The organism is Acidovorax sp. KNOB132, assembly GCF_057541515.1.
The window spans coordinates 20,736-38,459 of the sequence record NZ_BAAJYT010000021.1 but is presented as its reverse complement, the minus strand read 5'-3'; the positions used below and the strand labels follow the sequence as shown (position 1 = coordinate 38,459).

Annotated in this window: 18 protein-coding genes and 1 pseudogene; 8 read left to right on the top strand and 11 right to left on the bottom strand. The window is 67.8% G+C overall.

Annotation, left to right across the window (positions count from 1 at the left end; genetic code table 11):
* Window positions 1-539 (top strand): NUDIX hydrolase (locus tag AC27IO_RS05895; protein WP_498737847.1); only part of this gene is annotated, 539 nt, incomplete at its 5' end.
* 392 nt (window positions 540-931) lie between these two features.
* Here the strand turns inward: AC27IO_RS05895 and AC27IO_RS05890 are convergent.
* Window positions 932-1,264, bottom strand: coding sequence for a hypothetical protein (locus tag AC27IO_RS05890; RefSeq protein ID WP_498737845.1), 333 nt, complete (start codon window positions 1,262-1,264; stop codon window positions 932-934).
* 482 nt (window positions 1,265-1,746) lie between these two features.
* Here AC27IO_RS05890 and AC27IO_RS05885 point away from each other — a divergent pair, with 482 nt between their 5' ends.
* Together AC27IO_RS05885 and AC27IO_RS05880 are read left to right on the top strand one after the other, a co-directional pair.
* Window positions 1,747-2,127, top strand: coding sequence for a hypothetical protein (locus AC27IO_RS05885; RefSeq protein WP_498737843.1), 381 nt, complete (start codon window positions 1,747-1,749; stop codon window positions 2,125-2,127).
* 101 nt (window positions 2,128-2,228) lie between these two features.
* Window positions 2,229-2,378 (top strand): hypothetical protein, encoded by a 150-nt coding sequence (locus AC27IO_RS05880; RefSeq protein WP_498737841.1) that lies wholly within the window; start codon window positions 2,229-2,231, stop codon window positions 2,376-2,378.
* Window positions 2,379-3,266: 888 nt separating this feature from the next.
* On the opposite strand, the gene AC27IO_RS05875 is transcribed toward AC27IO_RS05880, so the two are convergent.
* A complete protein-coding gene (locus AC27IO_RS05875) occupies window positions 3,267-4,211 on the bottom strand; it encodes a LysR family transcriptional regulator (RefSeq protein WP_498737839.1) in 945 nt (314 codons plus the stop codon).
* A gap of 96 nt (window positions 4,212-4,307) precedes the next feature.
* On the opposite strand from AC27IO_RS05875, the gene AC27IO_RS05870 reads away from it, so the two are divergent.
* On the top strand, window positions 4,308-5,378 hold the full coding sequence (locus AC27IO_RS05870) for a bile acid:sodium symporter family protein (RefSeq protein WP_284407666.1): 1,071 nt from the start codon (window positions 4,308-4,310) through the stop codon (window positions 5,376-5,378).
* Window positions 5,379-5,826: 448 nt separating this feature from the next.
* Complete coding sequence (locus tag AC27IO_RS05865) at window positions 5,827-7,194, top strand: YopJ family acetyltransferase (protein WP_498737836.1); 1,368 nt, start codon at window positions 5,827-5,829, stop codon at window positions 7,192-7,194.
* Window positions 7,195-7,247: 53 nt separating this feature from the next.
* On the opposite strand, the gene AC27IO_RS05860 is transcribed toward AC27IO_RS05865, so the two are convergent.
* Both AC27IO_RS05860 and AC27IO_RS05855 read right to left on the bottom strand, forming a co-directional pair.
* On the bottom strand, window positions 7,248-7,403 hold the full coding sequence (locus AC27IO_RS05860) for a hypothetical protein (RefSeq protein ID WP_284395247.1): 156 nt from the start codon (window positions 7,401-7,403) through the stop codon (window positions 7,248-7,250).
* A gap of 105 nt (window positions 7,404-7,508) precedes the next feature.
* Window positions 7,509-7,868 (bottom strand): HPF/RaiA family ribosome-associated protein, encoded by a 360-nt coding sequence (locus AC27IO_RS05855; protein ID WP_498737834.1) that lies wholly within the window; start codon window positions 7,866-7,868, stop codon window positions 7,509-7,511.
* Between the two features lie 259 nt (window positions 7,869-8,127).
* On the opposite strand from AC27IO_RS05855, the gene AC27IO_RS05850 reads away from it, so the two are divergent.
* Entirely contained in the window at window positions 8,128-9,255 is a 1,128-nt protein-coding gene (locus AC27IO_RS05850) for a BclA C-terminal domain-containing protein (RefSeq protein WP_498737832.1), read from the top strand.
* Window positions 9,256-9,300: 45 nt separating this feature from the next.
* On the opposite strand, the gene arsC is transcribed toward AC27IO_RS05850, so the two are convergent.
* Together arsC and AC27IO_RS05840 are read right to left on the bottom strand one after the other, a co-directional pair.
* Complete coding sequence (gene arsC, locus AC27IO_RS05845; protein WP_349816844.1) at window positions 9,301-9,693, bottom strand: arsenate reductase (glutaredoxin); 393 nt, start codon at window positions 9,691-9,693, stop codon at window positions 9,301-9,303.
* Between the two features lie 80 nt (window positions 9,694-9,773).
* Window positions 9,774-11,444 carry a Na/Pi cotransporter family protein gene (locus AC27IO_RS05840; RefSeq protein WP_284395241.1) on the bottom strand — a complete coding sequence of 557 codons (1,671 nt, stop codon included), beginning with the start codon at window positions 11,442-11,444 and terminating at the stop codon, window positions 9,774-9,776.
* Between the two features lie 266 nt (window positions 11,445-11,710).
* On the opposite strand from AC27IO_RS05840, the gene AC27IO_RS05835 reads away from it, so the two are divergent.
* Both AC27IO_RS05835 and AC27IO_RS05830 read left to right on the top strand, forming a co-directional pair.
* Window positions 11,711-12,394, top strand: a complete 684-nt coding sequence (locus AC27IO_RS05835; protein WP_498737829.1) for a hypothetical protein — start codon at window positions 11,711-11,713, stop codon at window positions 12,392-12,394.
* Window positions 12,318-13,109, top strand: a complete 792-nt coding sequence (locus tag AC27IO_RS05830; RefSeq protein ID WP_498737827.1) for a hypothetical protein — start codon at window positions 12,318-12,320, stop codon at window positions 13,107-13,109. Before AC27IO_RS05835 ends, AC27IO_RS05830 begins: the two co-directional genes overlap by 77 nt.
* Before the next feature lie 56 nt (window positions 13,110-13,165).
* Here AC27IO_RS05830 and AC27IO_RS05825 read toward each other — a convergent pair whose 3' ends face one another.
* From AC27IO_RS05825 to AC27IO_RS05805, 5 genes and pseudogenes are all read right to left on the bottom strand, one after another.
* Window positions 13,166-14,017 (bottom strand): phosphodiesterase, encoded by an 852-nt coding sequence (locus AC27IO_RS05825; RefSeq protein WP_498737826.1) that lies wholly within the window; start codon window positions 14,015-14,017, stop codon window positions 13,166-13,168.
* Window positions 14,014-15,079: pseudogene (locus AC27IO_RS05820) on the bottom strand (ABC transporter ATP-binding protein). The gene AC27IO_RS05825 and the pseudogene AC27IO_RS05820 overlap by 4 nt, the downstream one beginning before the upstream one ends.
* Complete coding sequence (locus AC27IO_RS05815) at window positions 15,069-15,866, bottom strand: ABC transporter permease (RefSeq protein ID WP_284429102.1); 798 nt, start codon at window positions 15,864-15,866, stop codon at window positions 15,069-15,071. Before AC27IO_RS05815 ends, AC27IO_RS05820 begins: the two are co-directional and overlap by 11 nt.
* Before the next feature lie 13 nt (window positions 15,867-15,879).
* On the bottom strand, window positions 15,880-16,698 hold the full coding sequence (locus tag AC27IO_RS05810; protein WP_498737825.1) for an ABC transporter permease: 819 nt from the start codon (window positions 16,696-16,698) through the stop codon (window positions 15,880-15,882).
* 4 nt (window positions 16,699-16,702) lie between these two features.
* On the bottom strand, window positions 16,703-17,716 hold the full coding sequence (locus AC27IO_RS05805; protein WP_317354681.1) for an ABC transporter substrate-binding protein: 1,014 nt from the start codon (window positions 17,714-17,716) through the stop codon (window positions 16,703-16,705).
* Window positions 17,717-17,724 lie beyond the last annotated feature (8 nt).

The window sequence follows — 17,724 nt, the reverse complement described above, 5'->3', positions numbered from 1 at the left end:
CGGGGGCCTGGCGCGACGAGCAGCTCGCCGTGTGCAACGCCGCCGGCGAGCGCATCGGCACCGTGGAGCGCGGCGCCGTGCGCCCCTTGGGGCTCGCCACCCAGGCCGTGCACCTAGTGGGCAGCGCGCCGGGGGGCTGCCTGTGGGTGCAGCAACGCGCCTTCGACAAACCCACCCACCCTGGAAAGTGGGACACGCTCATGGGCGGCATGGTCAGCGCCGCCGACACGCTGGACACGGCCCTGGAGCGGGAAACCTGGGAAGAGGCGGGCCTGCGCACGAGCGCGCTGCACGCCGTGGCGCACGGCGGCCACGTGGACTTCGCCCGGCCCAGCAGCGACGGCGAAGGCGTGGGCTACATGGTCGAGCGCATCGACTGGTTCCACGCCACCGTGCCCGAGGGCCTGGTGCCCGAGAACCAGGACGGCGAGGTGGAACGGTTCGAACTGCTGCCCAACGCCGAAGTGCACGCACGGCTGGCGCGCGGCGAGTTCACGCCGGAGGCGGCGCTGGTGCTGGCGGGGTTCTACGGCTGGTAGCGCGCGAGGGCCCTGGCAGGTCTCGCTTCGGTGCGCCGCAAGGCGTTTCGGGCTGGGGTGGGGGATTGGGGCCATCCGCTGGTCAGATCGGAAACACGGGCCCAGCCCCGTTTTCCAAGGAAATCACCATGCTCGGTCTCGGTCACATCAAGCGCAAACTCACCGGCGGCTCTTCGTCTTTGGAGCGGCCGGCATCGCCCCCCGCTTCGCCGCCGCGCACGTCGCCCCATCGGCACGCATCTCCCCACGGAGTGCCACCATCGCGGCAGACGGGGGCGGGGCCTGTGGCCGGGCAAATGGGGCAGCCGCGGATTGACCTTCAGGCACAGCGCAACAGGACTGCACGCCTGGATTGGAGCGTGGCTTCCCAACTCTACGATCACCGCGTCATTTCAGCCGAGAGGAACAAGATCGGGAGCCAAATGTTCGCGCAGGCGACTGGCAGCGAGACATTCGTTCCAGATCGCGCGGCCCTTGATAGAGCGGTCAAGGAGAACCTGACGGCGCGCGCCAATGCGAGCAACTGCTCGACCGAAGAGGTTTTCCGACGCACGGCGGCCGACCCGCATCTCAAAGCGGAGTACGAGGCAGTGTGCGCAAAGATGAGCACCATCAACAACCAGGGGGTCAGTTTCCATCGATTTGAAATGCTGCACATTGCCGCTGAGAATCTCGCGGCCCGCCAGCGGGCGGGGCAGCGGCAAAACCTGCAAGGAGGCGCTCACCAGCCGACCGCCAGCACTCCCGCATACCCATCGCAGCGCCTGCGCAGGCAGCGCGATGAAAGTCCGGCGCCCCGGCCTGGGACGTCGAGCGAAGGGGCTGGGCCCTCGCGCCCACAGGAAGCCATTCGCCGGCCGGGCAAAGAACCCGTGCAGCCCGAGGCCCCTTTGGAATCCTCCAGTCCGACTTCGCCTTCGGCGACCGGCTGGCGGGCCGCGACGTCCCGAAGGACACGGCCTGCATCACCGCCGCCCCCGGAATCCGTTGCCGCCCCGGTTCCTGCCTCGCCTGCCAGCGCCGGCGCGCCATCCGACGCGACCGGCCCGTCCGTGACGGCAGGGGAGGGGCCGAAGCTCAGCCGCAGCACCCAGTTCCAAGGCCGGCGCTTCAACGCGGCGTACGCAGCGGTCCGGCCGCAAGGTGGCGCCGAGCCGGCCGCTACGGTCGCGGCGCTCGCCGGAAGGTCCAGTTTGCCGAGTACGCGGTGAGGGAAGGGATCGCTGAGAAAACGGATGGCACGAAAGGAAAGCCCGCACCGCTGCCCGGTGAGCTTCGGGACGGCAGTCTCTCGGAAATCAATCAGCAGATCCACAGAAATAAGATCATGGAAAGCCAGGGCATGCTCCCGCCCGATGATGAAGACGAGGCAGAGACATCCGCATCGTCCGAAGCGGGCAGTCGCCGCACATCCGAACCCCTGACGCTGGAAAGTTTCGGTTTTTCGCTGGAGCAGGACAGCGATTCGGACACCATCTCCGACCACGGTCTGGCAGACGAAGAAGCCATGGAGGTCAGCGAAGAAGACCGGGCGGCGATTGGATCGATGGGCGGCCGCATGTTCACCCGGCCGGGCGTAGGACGCTGATTGCCGATGCGATGCCCCGTGCATCGCTGAGTGAATCATGCCGCTAGTAACAAGCACGTCTCGGCGAACGGGAGCGTGCGGCAGGTTCGCCCCCCGGCCTCGTGGCGGGCGTGGTCGAGGCGATCCAGCAGACCGGCATCCGCCACCACCTGCTGGCACTGACCGAATCGTTGGCGCTGGACAACGTGGAAGACTCGGTTGCCAAGAGGCACCTGCTGCGCATCAATTTTCTAATGCTATTGTTTTTATAGCGATATGCCCTAGTGTTTATTGCGGCGGAGGCCTTTCAGGCTCTTCATGCCTACGGTTGGTGCGCAGCCGGTTCACGGCGGAGGCGGCGCTGGTGCTGGTGCTGGTGCGGTTTGCTGGCCGCAGAAGTGAAGGCCAAGGCCAGTCGATTGCGTTTTGCAACGCACTGCTTCGGATGGCTTCGGCGCCCATCTGGCGCATGCCTAAAGTAGAGCCATGTTCCACACTGCACGCAAGGATTCCCATGTTCAACGGCATCACCCATAAATTAGGCATAGGTCGCAGCAAGTCCAGCGACACGCAGGCCCATCCGAAAGAGGGTTCAGGCAAATCCTCGGGGAGTTCGTCAGGAAGGACATCGCGCCATTCGCATGACGCTCCACCCGGAATGCCTTCTTCTCGTGCCCAATCGGGAGCCGCTGCGTCTGAGCAGGGCGCTCGCCCCCGCACGCAGATCGGTGGGGACTCGTCTTCGGGCCGCCCACTCAGCGTCAAGGAGCAGCGGTACCAACAGTTGATGGCGCAAGCGGCCGCGCAGGGTGGTGTCTATGCACAAGGCAGCTACACGCCCAAACCGAAAACGGAAAAACCGCCAGCCTCTGTGCCTTCTCCGTCCTCGAGCTTCACGCGTCAGGAGTCTTTCGAGCCCGACATGCAAACCATGATGTTCAACACGCCCGATGCGAAGGAGTTTTATCAGCACATGGTGAACCCTGGCGCGCAAGCCCAAAGCAGTGCGTCTGCCGACGCTGCCGCGCCACCGAGCGGTCGTGTTTTTTGGACGCAGCGGGCCGATCCAGAACCGCGATTACAACGCTGGGCCGGCGCCTCAGCGTTAGGGCGCTGGCGCAAGCCGCTGAGAGCGGGTTTCGAAGGCTTGGCGATGCAAGTTATGACGTCGCTTCGGTCGAGTGCCTTGGCTCTGCACGGGGCGGACTTCTTGTCTGCCGCTCCTGAGCCACCGTCCGTACCAGGTCCCACGCGGCCTGGGCCACCGGCGCCAGCGCCCGGTTGCGGCGGTGGACGAGCACGATTTCGCGGTCCACGCGCGGGCGCAGCGGGCGCACGGCTACCCCGGGCAGGCCCTCTGGCGGCAAGGCCAGCGTGGGCACCACGGTGATGCCCAGGCCCGCGGCCAGCATGCGAAAGATCGTGGTCGGATGGCCGACCTCCTGCGCCACGGTGGCGGCCACGCCCTGGGCGGAAAACGCCTGGTCGATGAGGCGGCGGCTGCCCGAGGCATGGTCGAGCAAAACCAGCGGTTCGCCCGCCAGATCGGTCCAGCGCACGCTGCGCCGGCGCGCCAAAGGATGGCCAGGCGGGCAGGCCACGCAAAAGGGCTCGGTGAGGATGGCCTCGCAGGTGAGCGCCTCGCGCTCGCCAGGGTCGATCACCACGCCGAAATCCACCTCGCCCGACAGCACGCTCGCCAGCACGTCGTTCTGAATGCGGTCCAGCAGCACGATCTGCAGCCCCGGAATCTCGCGCTGGCAGCGGGCGATGCAGTCAGGCATGAGGTGGGCCGAAAGCGTGGGGCTGCTGGCCACGCGCACCCGGCCCCGCCGTTCGGACGCCATGCCGCGAACGTCCAGCAGCACCGCGTCCAGGTCTTCCAGCACGCGCTCCAGGCGGGCGGCGAGGCTGCGGCCCGCCTCGGTCAGCTCGACCTCGCGCGTGGTGCGGTTGAGCAGCTGCAGACCCAGTTGCGCCTCCAGTTCGGTGATGCAGCGGCTCACCGCGGGTTGCGTCAGGCCGATCTGTTCGCCCGCACGGCTGAAATGGCGCGTGGCGGCGACGGCGCGAAAGACATGGAGCTGGCGCAGCGTGACATTCATGATTTCCCATCATAAAACCATCAGATAAATCCATTTCTCTTTGGATCGCGCGGCGGGCCTAATGGCGGCCATCCGATTGCAAAGGTTCCGCGCTCCATGGCCCGCTCCCGTTTCCTTCCTGACAATTTCACCCTCGCGCTGCTCGCCACCGTGGCGCTGGCCAGCCTGCTGCCCGCCTCGGGGCGGGTGGCCCAGGGCTTCGAGCAGGCCACGCTGGCCGCGGTGGCGCTGCTGTTCTTCCTGCACGGCGCCAAGCTGTCGCGGGAGGCCATCGTGGCCGGCCTGTCGCACTGGCGCCTGCACCTGGTGGTGGTGGCCTCGACCTTTGTGCTCTTTCCGCTGATCGGCTGGGCGCTGCGGCCGGTGCTGCAGCCGCTGGTCACGCCCGAGCTGTACCTGGGCGTGCTCTTCCTGTGCGTGCTGCCGGCGACCGTGCAGTCGGCCATCGCCTTCACCGCCATGGCACGCGGCAACATGCCTGCCGCCGTGTGCGCTGCCTCGGGCTCGACGCTGCTGGGCATCGTGATCACGCCGCTGCTGGTGGGCTGGCTGCTGCCGGGCGTTCCCATGGCGCATGGCGCCGCCGGCGCAGCGGGTGGGGGCACGCATGATCTGCTGGCCAGCATCGGGCGCATCACGCTGCAATTGTTCGTTCCCTTCCTGTCAGGCCATCTGCTGCGCCCGTGGATCAGCGGCTTTGTGCAGCGCCGTGCCGCGGTGCTCAAGTTCGTGGACCAGGGCTCGATCCTGCTGGTGGTCTACACGGCTTTCAGTGCGGCGGTGATCGAGGGGCTGTGGCGGCAGATTCCGCTGCCGGCGCTGGCCGGGCTGCTGGTCGTGTGCGCGGTGATTCTGGCCATCGCGCTGACGGCCACGACGTGGATCAGCCGACGGTTCGGGTTTTCGAAAGAGGACGAGATCACTGTGGTGTTCTGCGGCTCCAAGAAAAGCCTGGCGAGCGGCGTGCCCATGGCCAAGGTGCTGTTTGCCTCGCACGCGGTGGGGGCCATCGTGCTGCCGCTGATGGTGTTCCACCAGCTGCAGCTCATGGTGTGCGCGGTGCTCGCACAGCGTTATGCCCGCCGGCCCGAGGGGCTCGCCCCCGCGGATCGCATCGCCGGCCATGCGGCAGCGGCCCGCGCGGCCGAGACGCCGCGGGTTCCGTAGGGGCGAGGGCAGGGGCTGATAGAGGGCGTTGCGGGGCCGGGTGGCTGGCAGAGACGGCGCACCCCCGCTTCGCTTAACGCGCAGCCGGTTCGCGCGGGTGGGCGCGATGGCGTCCGAGGTGTGCCATCTTGCCCTGTGCTCGCCGATGGCCGGGGGGCGTCCCTCCTCCCCCGACCCCATGCCCAGCCCCGTGCCTTCTGTTCCTTCGTCGTCCCGCCGGCCCTGTCCCGCCACTGCGCAGGAAGCCACGACTTCCGCGGATCAACGCCCCGCGCAACGACCGCGCCTGACCGGTCCCTCGTCCCTGCCGGGGCAGGCCGGTCCGCCTCTGCCGCCGCGGCGTTCCGGGCTTGCGCTGCCGATGACGCCCGCCCGCACTGCGCTGTGGCGATGGGTGAGAGCCCATGCGGATGCGCCATTGCTTGACAATGCGTCCGCCCTGTCGCGCATGGGCATCGAGCCCGAAGCCCGCCTGCTGGCGCCCGTGCCCGACCGCCCCAGCGTGCCCACCTCGTCGGCCTCCCCAGGCGGCCTGTGTCTGCCCATGAGGCTAGCCCTTCCTCCGGCTCCCCGTGTCGCCCTGCCGGAAGGCGACACGGCTGCCGTGCAGAGGCGCCAGGTGGTCGATTGGTTGAGAGAACTGCGCGCGGTGGCTGCCGACCTGCACGACGAGGGCACCAGCCCGGACGAGGAGCCCGATGCCACCCGCAAGCTCGACAAGCTGGCCATGCCGGCCATGGTGGCCGCGCTCAATGCAGAGGACCCGCAACTGCGCCTGGTCTATGCGCACGTCAACGAGCCCGACGACCGGGGCCTGGTGCCCGACAACGAAGGCTTTGGCTCCTCGGAGTGGACGCAATTCATGAAGGCCGCAACTCCGGGGCGCTGGCGGGTCGTCCTGGACAACTCGTCCCACAACCTTGCGCTGGACGTGCGGATTGACGGGTTGCCGGGGCAGCCCGGCCGCCGCGGATCCATCGTGCACTTGAGCCCGTCCTTGGCGGGGAACGCCGAGCCACTCATCACCGCCGCCCAGATGGCGAGCCATCTGCACCTGCCGGACGATTGGCCTTTGCTGCTTGCGGACGTGCCGGCGCAGAAGAGCCTGCGTTCCTGCAGGATCTTTGCCCTTTCGATGGCCCTGAAGTGCCACAAAGATGCCTCCATCGACGCCCTGCATGACCAGCGCCTGCGCGGCGCACCGCTGCCGTTTGCCACGGTGCCGGTCGAGGCCGAGTTGCTGCAGCCGGCCGAATACTCGAGCGACGACGACAGCTTCGGCAGAGAAGGCGATGGTGACGACGTGGCATCTTCGGATTCAGAATCCGATGCCGATTCTTCCTCGCGGCTGCCGCGGGACGCCGGCAAGCGCGGTGCGAGTGACGTTGCGCAAGACCGGCAACTTGCGCCGGCTCACCCTGCCGCGCCTGCGCAGAGGCAGCGGACGGGCCTGCTGGGGCACTATGCCCTGGACGCAGCGGACTGGGTCGGTCTGCCGTTCATGAAGCATGCCCAGTCCCGCAACGAGGTGCTGGCCTATCTGGCCCGGAGCCCGATGAACCCATCGGATCCCGTGAACCGCAAGGGGCAGACGCTGTTGCAGCGCCATGATGCCCACCGGGTCGCGCGCTGGCCGCAAGCCGATGCGCGGCACTCCGGACCGCTGATGCAAAGCGCATCGATCGAGCTCAAGCGCATCACTTTCCTTGACAAGGCGCTGCAGCATGCCGCCCGTTGCCCGCCGCAAGAGGTGCAGGACTTGTGCGCGTTCATGGACGGTGTGGACCGCCGTTGGCGGGACCGTTACCGCAATTGAACGCGCTGCGGCGCTCGTCGCCGCGCGGGCGGCCCGGGTGGCGGGCACCGGCCTCATTCCTTTTCTTCGCCGGGCGGCACCTTCAGGCGGTCGTTGCGGACCTCTTTCATCATGGCCTCGCCCTCGGGGTCTGTGTCGTCCACCGGCACGCTGTCTTCCTGGGTGATTTCCGGCTCGTCGTCGCCGTGGGGGTGCTTGGGGGTGTTCATCGTGTCTCCTGGGACGGAAAATACAGGCCGGGCAGGCCCTGGCAGGCCTTGGCAGGCGTTCGCAGGGCAGGCCCCCGGTCGTCGGCGGGCGCCGACTGTGCTCAATCAAGGCTGCAGCAATTCCGGTTGCGTGCGAATCGACGTGCGATCGCGCTGGTCCTTGAGCTTGCCGAGGGCGCTGTCCAGCGCGCGCTGCAACTTGGCTTCGGCGCCTCGGAAGGCTTCATCCACGGTGGGCGCGTTGTGGGTTGCGACAACGGGCGCATGCTGGGGCACCAAAGCCTCGATCACGCAGCGCTTGTCGTCCGCACCACCCCGGTCATGGTTGACGTCCGACAGGTGCACTTCGACGCGCCGCACGCCCTCGGTGAACCGTGACAGATTCTTCCGGATTTCGGCGTCGGCCCAGCGTTCCAGGCTCTCGCGGTTTTCCATGCCATTGCCCGTGTTGATGTGAATTTCCATGAGATCTCCTGATGCAGATAAGAGAGCCCAGAGTGCCTTGGGCGGTCCCGCCGCCCTGTAGGCCGAGGGAGCATGGGGCCGTGCGCAGGGTCCTTTGTCACGTTGCGTGACACCTGGGCTGAAGCCCCCCTCACATCGCTCAGCCGTGGCGCTGCGCCCCGTGGAAATCCAAAAAAAAGCCATGCGGGTGCCTTGGCATGGGGCGGATTCGCCTGTTAAATTTCGTAAGAGGGGTGAGAGGTGCTGCAGGCGTCGAGCCATGCACCCGAAGCGGAAGACGCAGGCGGTTTTCCGGACAGCGGCCCCGAGTCTTTGCCGCGACCCGAGCGTCGTTTCCCGCCCTGTCTCCCGATTCGGGAAGGGGCATCCGGCAAAGAAGTCGTTTCTCAAAAAAATCAGAACGGGTTGCGCCATGCACACGATTTCCTCTGGCCCGCGGCATGGCCGCCATGTCCTCGCGGCGTTGATCGCCTGTACGGCATCTCTGCATGTCGCCGCAGCGCATGCCGCCGATGTCCGCATCACGCTGCCCCCTGGCGGCGGCTTCAGCGTGCGCAGCAGTGGCGGCGCCGATGAGCGCCTGCGGGTGCAGTCCGATGGCGCGGTCCTGTTGCCTGCACTGCCTGCCTCGCCGCAACAGGGCCAGCTGGCATGTTTCGATGGCGCTTCGGGCCGCCTGGGGAGTTGTTCCCCGGCCGCTGCTTCGGCCTTGGCGGGGCCCACCGGCGCGACCGGTCCGGCCGGGCCCGGTGGGGCGACAGGTGCTACGGGGGCCACGGGCGCGCAGGGGGCGACCGGTGCAACCGGGTCATCGGGTGCGACCGGCGCGACGGGGCCCATCGGATTGGTCGGCGCCACCGGTCCGGCAGGTCCGCAAGGCCTGCAGGGCGTGATAGGGGCCACGGGCCCGACCGGCGCGGCGGGCGCCACCGGCACGGCGGGTGCGACCGGGGCCACCGGCCCTGCGGGCACTGGCGGGGCGGTGAGCGCGGTGTCGATGGCCGCGCACAACACGGCCGGCTCCACCATCGCCGTCCTGCTGGGGGGCACCAATGTGCCGATGCCGCAGGCGCAGAACCTCGGCGGTGGCTTTGTCGCCAATGGTTCTAGCGACGTCTTCACGGTGCCCACCACGGGCCGCTACCGCGTGAAATACGCCATGCGCACCACTGCCGCCACCCTGGCGAGCGCCCGGGTGCTCATCAATGGCGCTTCTTACCCGGCCTTGACCGAGGTGCCCAGCATGTCGACGAACCGGTATCTCGGCGAGACCATCGTGACGCTGATCGCGGGCTCCACCTTGCAGGCCCAGTTCTATGGGATGTTGGGCTCGGTGACCTTGGACGGCGGGGCGGGCGCGACCCTGATCGTCGAGCAGATGGACTGACCCCATCCGATGGGCGCACGGGCGGGCGCCGGGACCACCGCTTCGCTAGCGGGCGGGCAGAAGATCCGCCACCCGTTCGGCGGGCCGGCACAGGCGCACGCCCCGCGGCGATACCACGATGGGTCGGTTGATGAGTGCGGGGTGGGCTGCCATGGCATCGAGCAGCCGGGTGTCGTCCAGGGCCGGATCGGCGAGGCCCAGTTCGGCATGCAGCGGGTGCTTCTCGCGCAGCATGTCGCGCGCCGGCACGCCTGCCCGCGTGACCAGCCATGCCAGCATGGCGCGCGAAGGCGGGGTCTTCAGGTACTCGACCACATGCGGCTCGATGCCGCTCGCACGGATCATCGCCAGCACGTTGCGCGAGGTGCCGCATTCCGGGTTGTGATAGATGACGACGTCGGGTTCGAGGGCACGGTCGGGCAGGGCAGGGGAGGTCACAGGCGGGGCTTTCGGCAAGGGGTCTGGCGGCAGCAATGGCGCGGCACTCGGAAGGGGCACGTGCGTGGGTGGCGAGCCCGTCATTTTCCGATCGTGGCGTCCTGCGCCGCGCCGGTGGCCGAGCGCAGGCGGTTGGGCGCCAGGGCACCGGCCGAGTCCAGGATGGGATAGGCGATCGAGCAGATGTGCGAGTTGATGCGCTTGAGTTCGCTGATCAGGTCGATGTGCAGCGAGCTGGTTTCCATGCTCTGCACCGTCTTGTCCGCCAGGCGCACCAGATGGGTGGCGGCGTAGGCGCGCTCCAGGTCGCGAAAGCGCGCCTTTTCTTCGAGCAGCTTCTGCGCGTCGCGCACCGTGCCGTTGAGGAACACGCTCATTCCCAGGCGCAGGTTGTTGATCAGGCGCTCGTGCAGCTCCGTGATCTCGGCCATGCCGGCGTCGGAGAACTGGCGGCCCTTCTTGATCTTCTTGTCTTCGATGTCCAGCAACACGCGTTCGATGATGTCGCCGATCTGCTCCATGTTGATGGTGAAGCTGATGATGTCGGTCCAGCGCCGGCTCTCGTCCTCGCCCAGCGCCTCGCGGGAAATCTTGGTCAGGTAGTACTTGATGGACGAATACAGCTCGTCCACCTCGTCATCCATCTTGCGCAGGCGTTCGGCCAGTTGCACATCATTTTTCTTGATCACATCGAGCACACCCAGCAGCATGGTCTCCACCACGTCGGCCTGGTGCAGCGCCTCGCGGGCGGCGCAGGAAATGGCGAGCGACGGGGTGGACAGGGCCGAAGGGTCCAGGTGGTGGGGCCGCAGGCTCTGCGCGCCCACGGGCTTGGGCAGCAGACGTGTCACCCAGGTGGCCACCCATTGCGTGAACGCGATGAACCCCAGGCTGATGACCACGTTGAAGCCCAGATGGAACAGCACCACGCCCTGCGCGGTACCTGGCATGTGGGGCTGCACATAGCGTAGCCACAGCCCCGCGAACGGGGCCACCAGCGCCACGCCCATCAGCTTGAAGACGAGGTTGCCCACGGTCACCTGCCGCACCTCCACGGCCGATTTGGCGGTGGTCAGCACGGCCAGCAGGCCGCTGCCCAGGTTGGCCCCCAGCACCAGGCCCAGGGCCACGTCCAGCGGCACCACGTGCGAGGCCGCCATGGCCGAGATGAGCAGCACGATGGCCAGGCTGGAGTACGCGATCACGGCCAGCACCGCGCCCATGACGATCTCCATCACGATGTCGCTGTTGAGCGAGCCGAGCATGGCCTTGATGATGGGGGAGGCCAGCATGGGGCCGCTGGCCTGCACGACCATTTCGAGCGCCAGCAGCATCAGCCCCAGCCCGATGAGCACGCGCCCCACGCGCCCGGCCGAGCTGGACTGGCGGGTGATGAACAACACCACGCCCACGAAGATGAAGAGGGGGGACAGCCACGACAGGTCGGTGGAGAACAGCACCGACATGAGGGCCGTGCCCACGTCGGCCCCGCGCATCACCGCCAGCGCGGCGGGCAGGGTGATGAGCCCCTGGCCCACGAACGACGAGGTCATGAGCGAGGTGGCCGTGCTGGACTGCACCAGGGCCGTCACGCCGATGCCCGACAGTGCTGCCGTGAAGCGGTTGCCCATGCTGCGGGCGAGCATGGTGCGCAGGTTGGCGCCGAACACACGCAGCACGCCCGTGCGCACCAGGTGGGTGCCCCAGACCAGCAGTGCCACGGCGGCCAGCAGATTCAACAGGTGCTTCATGAAAGGGATCGGATGCTTCACCCGGGGGCGGGGCACAGGGCTCCTGGCCTGCCTGCCGTTCCGGGAGTGACAGCATACTCCTGAATCCATAGCAGCCCGCCAGCAACCACGGGCCTGGGCGGGTCGGATCGGTGTGCCGGGTGGCCTGGATGGCACGGGATGGCCCGGGTTTCGCGCGCCGGGCAAGGGCTTCGGGCGCTGCGGCGCGGTGGGTCAGGCCCGTTCCTACCCTCGGCCCTTCCACTAAAGCATTCAAGGGAGAAGCCATGGTCCACCTCAAAGAAATCACGTCTCCGCCGCGCGTTGCCCGCTCCGTTGAGGAGCGCATCCAGGAGGGCGCACCGCAACGCAGGTCCAATTCCATGTCCGCAGCGACACTGGGCTTGCAGGGCAGAGCGCTGGCCCTGCAAACCAAACCCGAGGATTCGGGGCCGCCGCCCACCCGCCGTCCCCCTCCGCCGAAACTTTCCCGACCAGCCGGGGTGCGTCACCGCGAACCGGCCGTATCCGGCACCGCTGCGTCAGCCTCGGCGACCCGTGCGGCGGCGCTTGCCGAGGCGCGTGCCGGCAAGGCCAAGGCTGTCGCCGTCGCCTCTACAGGCCGCTCGGGCCCTCCGCCCGTGGAAAATACCGACGCATGGCGCGACCTCGCAGCCGCAGGGATTCTGAGGATGCAGGGGTATGTCGGCCAACCAGAAAAGTCAGTGGCCGAAAACCCGGCGGCAATGCAGATCCGGATCAAGCGTCTGCAAAGCATGGCGAGCCTCAAAGCCGATTCGCTGCGCTTTCAATCGGAAATGCGCAAGCAGATGAACGGCTTGGACGGGAGCGCGACGCCGGAGAGCTACAAAAAAATGGGTGCAGGCTGCATCGGTGAACCTGGAAGCGGTGTTCCAGACAGCGGAGGCTGCGGCGCGCGAGATGCATGCGCGGCTGGAGGTAGAACCTGAATCGGACGCTGACTCCGATACGGACGTCTTCATGGACGCGCGGTCGGATTGGGACGCGGATCTGGAAACGCACACGGAAGCAAAAACAGATGCTGCAACGGAAGCGAATGAAAGTGTGCAGATCGACGTGGAGGCCAACGTGGCGTCCACCCAGTCGGAATCTCCGAAATCGGCTGCCAGCCCCCGTGACGGTGCATTGATCGCATCGACCCTGCCGGTGGCCAGCGCTTCTTCGACCGAGGGCTCCGCACCGGCTTCCCCCACACATGTTGCCAGCACGGCGGCTGCCGAATCAGCCGCCGCGCTGGCACAGAGAGCGGCAGACGAAAAGCGCCACGAAATGGCGCAGGCCCTGTTGTCGCTCCGCACCATGAACATGAGATATCACGTCAGTGGCGTGCTGGAACTGCTCGGAAACGTCCAGGCGATGGGTAGAAAGATCCAAAACCTGGAGCAGGTGCTGGCGACTAAAGATGAACTGCTTCAAGGCCATGGCGATCTGGTGGAACAACTGGCCGACGAAACGCTGAGCGCCCGGCTGGATCCTCGGCAGCTCAAGCAGTGGCGCGATGCGGCGGCCATGAACCCTGGAGCGAAATTCAGTGAACTGGCAGCATCGATCAGCGACATCAAAGCCCGCATGCGCAACGGTGTGGAGCATCTGACTAGGATCGAGGGCTACTTCATGGAAGAGATTTTTCCGAGGAGCCGATGAGCGAAGCCGTGCCGAGCGGCGCCATCGCGGCGAATGGGTTTCGGTGGACGAGATCCTCAATCGATGAGTTGCCCCGCCTCATGGAACGGATACGGCCCGGGATATGTCCCGCTGGCCGCGATGTGGCTGACCAGCCGCCCGTCCTGCGGCAGCGCATGCACCGCAAAGCCCGGCGGCTCCAGCGTCCAGGCCGAGGCGGCGTCGGGCGCCAGGTCCAGGCACACCTGGTGCGCGGGCGATGGCACGGTCGCTGCCAGCGTGCCGCCGAAGCGCACCTGGATGGCGCGGTGCAGGTGGCCGCAGACCACCCGCTCCACGTTGGCGTGCCGCGCCACGATGGCCTCCAGCGCTTCGGCGCCTTCCAGCAGGCCGATGGCGTCCATGTGGCCGATGAGCGTGCGAAACGGCGGGTGGTGCATGGCGATCACCACGGGCCTGCCGCGGTGCGCTTCCAGTTGGCGCTCCAGCCAGGCGAGCCGTGCCTCGCACAGGCCGCCTTCGCTGGCGCCGGGCACCACGGTATCGAGCGCGATGAGCTGCAGCCCGCCCACCGGCACGCTGTATTGCACGAAGCCTTCTTCGCCCAGGTAGGCGTGCTCGGGAAAGCTGGCGCGCAGTTGCTCGCGGTCGTCGTGGTTGCCGGGCAGCAGGTAGAGCGGCATGGCCCCGAGTGGCGCCAGCAGGTCGCGCAGGTGGCCGTATTCCGCAGGCCGGCCGAAGTCGGTCAGGTCACCGGTGACCACGACGGCATCCGGGCGCTGAGGCATGCGCAGCACCGTGTCCACAGCCTGGCGCAGGTAGGGGGCGGTGTCCAGCCGGCCATAGGCCAGCCGGCCGGGCTCGCGGATGTGCAGGTCGGAGAGCTGCAGGAGCAGGGTGGTGGTGTTCATGCGAGTCATGCGGGTCATGCGCTGAGGCTTTCGGTGACGGACAGCAGGCGGTGCGTGGCGATGCGAAAGCCTACCCGCTCGCCCTCGCGCGCGGGATGGTCGCGGTGCACATCGGCCAGGAGGGGCGCATGCCCCGAAACGGCCAGCGTGAGCTGCACGCGGTCGCCCAGGAAACTGCGGCGCGTCACGGCGGCGGTCCCCCAGTCGGCCAGGGTCGGCCCCACCTCGACGTCCTCGGGGCGCACGAGCAGCGCGTCGGCCGGAGCCGAAGGGGCGTCGCAGGCCTGCAGCGCCGTGAGGTGCGGCAGTCCCCGCGCTGCGCTGGGGTCCACGGCCGGCACGATGCGGTTCACCCGGCCCAGGAACGTGGCCACGAACGGGTGGCTGGGCGTGCGGTACAGCGCCTCGCCGTCGCCCACCTGCACGATGCGGCCCGCATGCATCACGGCCAGGCGGTCGGCAATGGCCAGGGCTTCCTGCTGGTCGTGGGTGACGTGGATCGCCGTGATGTGCAGGCGGCGCAGCAGGTCGGCCAGTTCGTCGCGCAGCGATTCCTTGAGCTTGGCATCCAGCGCGGTGAGCGGCTCGTCCAGCAGCAGCACGCGCGGGCGCGCGGCCACGGCGCGGGCCAGGGCCACCCGTTGGCGCTGGCCGCCGGAGAGTTCGGCCGGGCGTTTTTTTCTCCAGGCCGCCCAGGCGCACCAGATCGACGAGTTCGCCCACGGTGCGGCGGCGCTCGCTTTCGGCCACCCCGCGGATCTTGAGGCCATAGCCAATGTTGGCCTGCACCGTCATTTGCGGAAAGAGCGCGTAGTGCTGGAACACCATGCCCACGCCGCGCTGCTCGATCGGCATGCGGGTCACGTCAGTATTTCCGAAAGCGATGCGGCTGCCCGCATCGGGGGCCTCCAGCCCGGCGATCAGGCGCAGCAGCGTGGTCTTGCCGCAGCCCGACGGTCCGAGCAGGGCCATCACCTCACCGGGCTCCACGGTCAGGTCGGTGGGCTGCAGGCCGCGGGTGCCGTCGGCATAGGTTTTGGCGCACTGGACCACGTCCACGCGCGTGCGTTCAAGTTCCATGGTGTTTCTCGATGAAGGTGCCGATGGCCTGCAGGCCCCACAGCACGGGAAGGATGACGATCAGAAAGACCAGCGTGTAGGCCGAGCCGATTTCGATGCGCATCGAGGCATAGCTGTCGGCCAGCCCCACGGGCAGCGTGCGGGTGAGCGGGGTGTGCAGCATCCAGGTGAGATTGAATTCGCCCACCGAGAGCGTGAACACCATCAGGCTGCCCGCCACGATGGCCGGCAGCACGGCCGGCACCAGCACGCCCAGAAAGCGCTGCGCGAAGCTGGCGCCCAGCGAGCGCGCGGCCTCTTCGAGCGAGCGCAGTTCGTTCTTCTGGAATGCCGATCCCACGGTGCGCACCATGAAGGGCAGCGTGAACACCATGTGCCCCACCAGGATGAAGGCGAAGCTCTGGCGAAAGCCCGAAAGCTGCCCGTAGGCGAGGATGAGCGCCAGCGCGCTGGCCAGGCCCGGCACGGCGACGGGCAGGGTGAGCAGTTCTTCGAACAGCCGGGCCCAGCGGGAGCGGCTGCGCGCCAGGGCATAGGCGCAGGGCACGCCCAGCAACAGGTTGCCCAGCACGCACAGCAGCGCGAGCACCAGGGACCAGCCCACCGTGCCGCCGTAGTTCTCCCACACCTCGCCCAGCCAGCGCAGCGTGAGCCCGCTTTTCAGGCCCACGCTGTAGTTGTGGACCAGACCGGCCACCACCGAGAGGGCGATGGGCGCGATCATGAACAGCGCGACCAGGGCGGTCAGCGCCATCAGCAGCGCCGGGGCCTGTCTTGCGTTTCGCATGGTTTCGGCTCCTTCAGAAAGCGGTGGTGCCGGACACGCGGCGCGACACCCACAGCACCATCCAGGTGATCAGCCCGAGCGTGATCGAAAGGCTGGCCGCCAGCGCAAAGTTGGCATAGTTGGTGAACTCGTTGTAGATGGTGATGGGCAGCACCTCGAACTTGGCCGACAGCGTGAACGCCGTGCCGAACGCGCCCATGGCCGTGGCGAAGACGATCGCGCCGCAGGCCAGCGTCGTGGCCGCCAGTTCGGGCACCCACACATCGCGCGCCACGCGCCAGCGCGAGGCGCCCAGGGAGCGGGCCGCTTCTTCCAGCTGCGCATCCATGCTGCCGGCCGCCGCCGTGTAGGTGGCGATGGCCCGTGGCAGCGAGAAATACAGATACGCCAGGAACAGGCCGGTGAGCCCATAGGCGAACGTGGTGCGGCCGGCGCCCAGCGCCTCCGACAGGTCGGCCACCAGCCCCTGCCGCCCGCCCAGCAGGATCATGAAAAAGCCCACGATCACGCCGGGGAACGACAGCGGCAGCGTCAGCAGCGACAGCAGCAGCGCACGGCCATGAAAGCGCTGGCGCGCCAGCGTGATGCCCACCAGCGCACCCAGCACCAGCGTGGCCAGCGTGACGGCGAGCGACAGTCCCAGCGTCTGCAGCAGGCTCTGCAGGTAGCGCGCATGGGTCAGCACCGCGAAGTAGGTGTCCCAGCCCTTGCCCGCCGGCAGGGCCAGCAGCAGGGCGACGGGCAGCAGCCAGAACGCCGCGAAGAACGCCACGGCAGGCGCGGCGCACGCCAGCAGCACCGGGCGCGAGGGAGCGGAACCATCGTGGCGCATGGCGTTACTGCACTTCCTTCAGATAGCGGTCGGAGAACGCCTTTTGCGCAGCCGCCATGCGGCCGTAGTCCACGGTCTTGGCGCGCGCGTAGTCGCTGGCCGGCAGGAAGCGGGCCTGCACTTCCTTGGGCATGGCATTGGCGCGCACCGGGCGCAGGTAGGCGTTGGCCCACAGCGCCTGGCCTTCGTCGGACAGCACGAAGTCCAGCACCTTCCTGGCGTCTGCCGCATGCGGGGCATTGGCCACCAGGCTCATCACGTAAGGCACGACCACGGTGCCTTCCGCAGGGATGACGAACTGCACGTTGGCCTGGTCCTTGTACTTGGCGCGGTAGGCGTTGAAGTCGTAGTCCAGCAAGATGGCGATCTCACCAGACAGCACGCGGGCGTAGGCCGTCTGCTTGGGCACGATGGGCTCGTTCTTCTGCAGTGCCTTGAAGTAATCGATGCCGGGGGCGAAGTTGTCCATGGAGCCGCCGCGCGCCTGGTTGACCGCCACCGCGCCCACATAGCCCACGAAGGCCGAGGCCGGATCGAGGTAGCCGATCAGGCCCTTGTAGTCGGGCTTGAGCAGGTCGGCCCACGATTGCGGCACCGGCTTGCCCTTGAGCGCATCGACGTTCACCATGAAGCCGAGCGTGCCCGAGTGGATGGTGAACCAATGGCCCGCCGGGTCCTTGAGGCCTTCCGGAATGTCCTTCCAGCCGGCGGGCTGGTAGGTGCCCACCACGCCGTCTTTCTGCGCCTGGATGGCGAACGTCACGCCGAGGTAGGTCACGTCGGCCACGGGGCTTGCGCGCTCGGCCACCATCTGGGCAAGGGCCTGGCCGGAGTTCTTGTTGTCCGGCGGAACGGTCACGCCCGTGCGGGCCTTGATGGCCTTGAGCTGGCTGCCCCAGTCGGCCCATTCGGGCGGGCAGTTGTAGCAAATGGCGGTTTGCGCCATCGCGGCGGCGCCGGAGGCCAGGCCGAAGGCCAGCACGGTGGTGCGGATCAGGGTTTGCAAGGTGTGTTTCATCGAGGGCT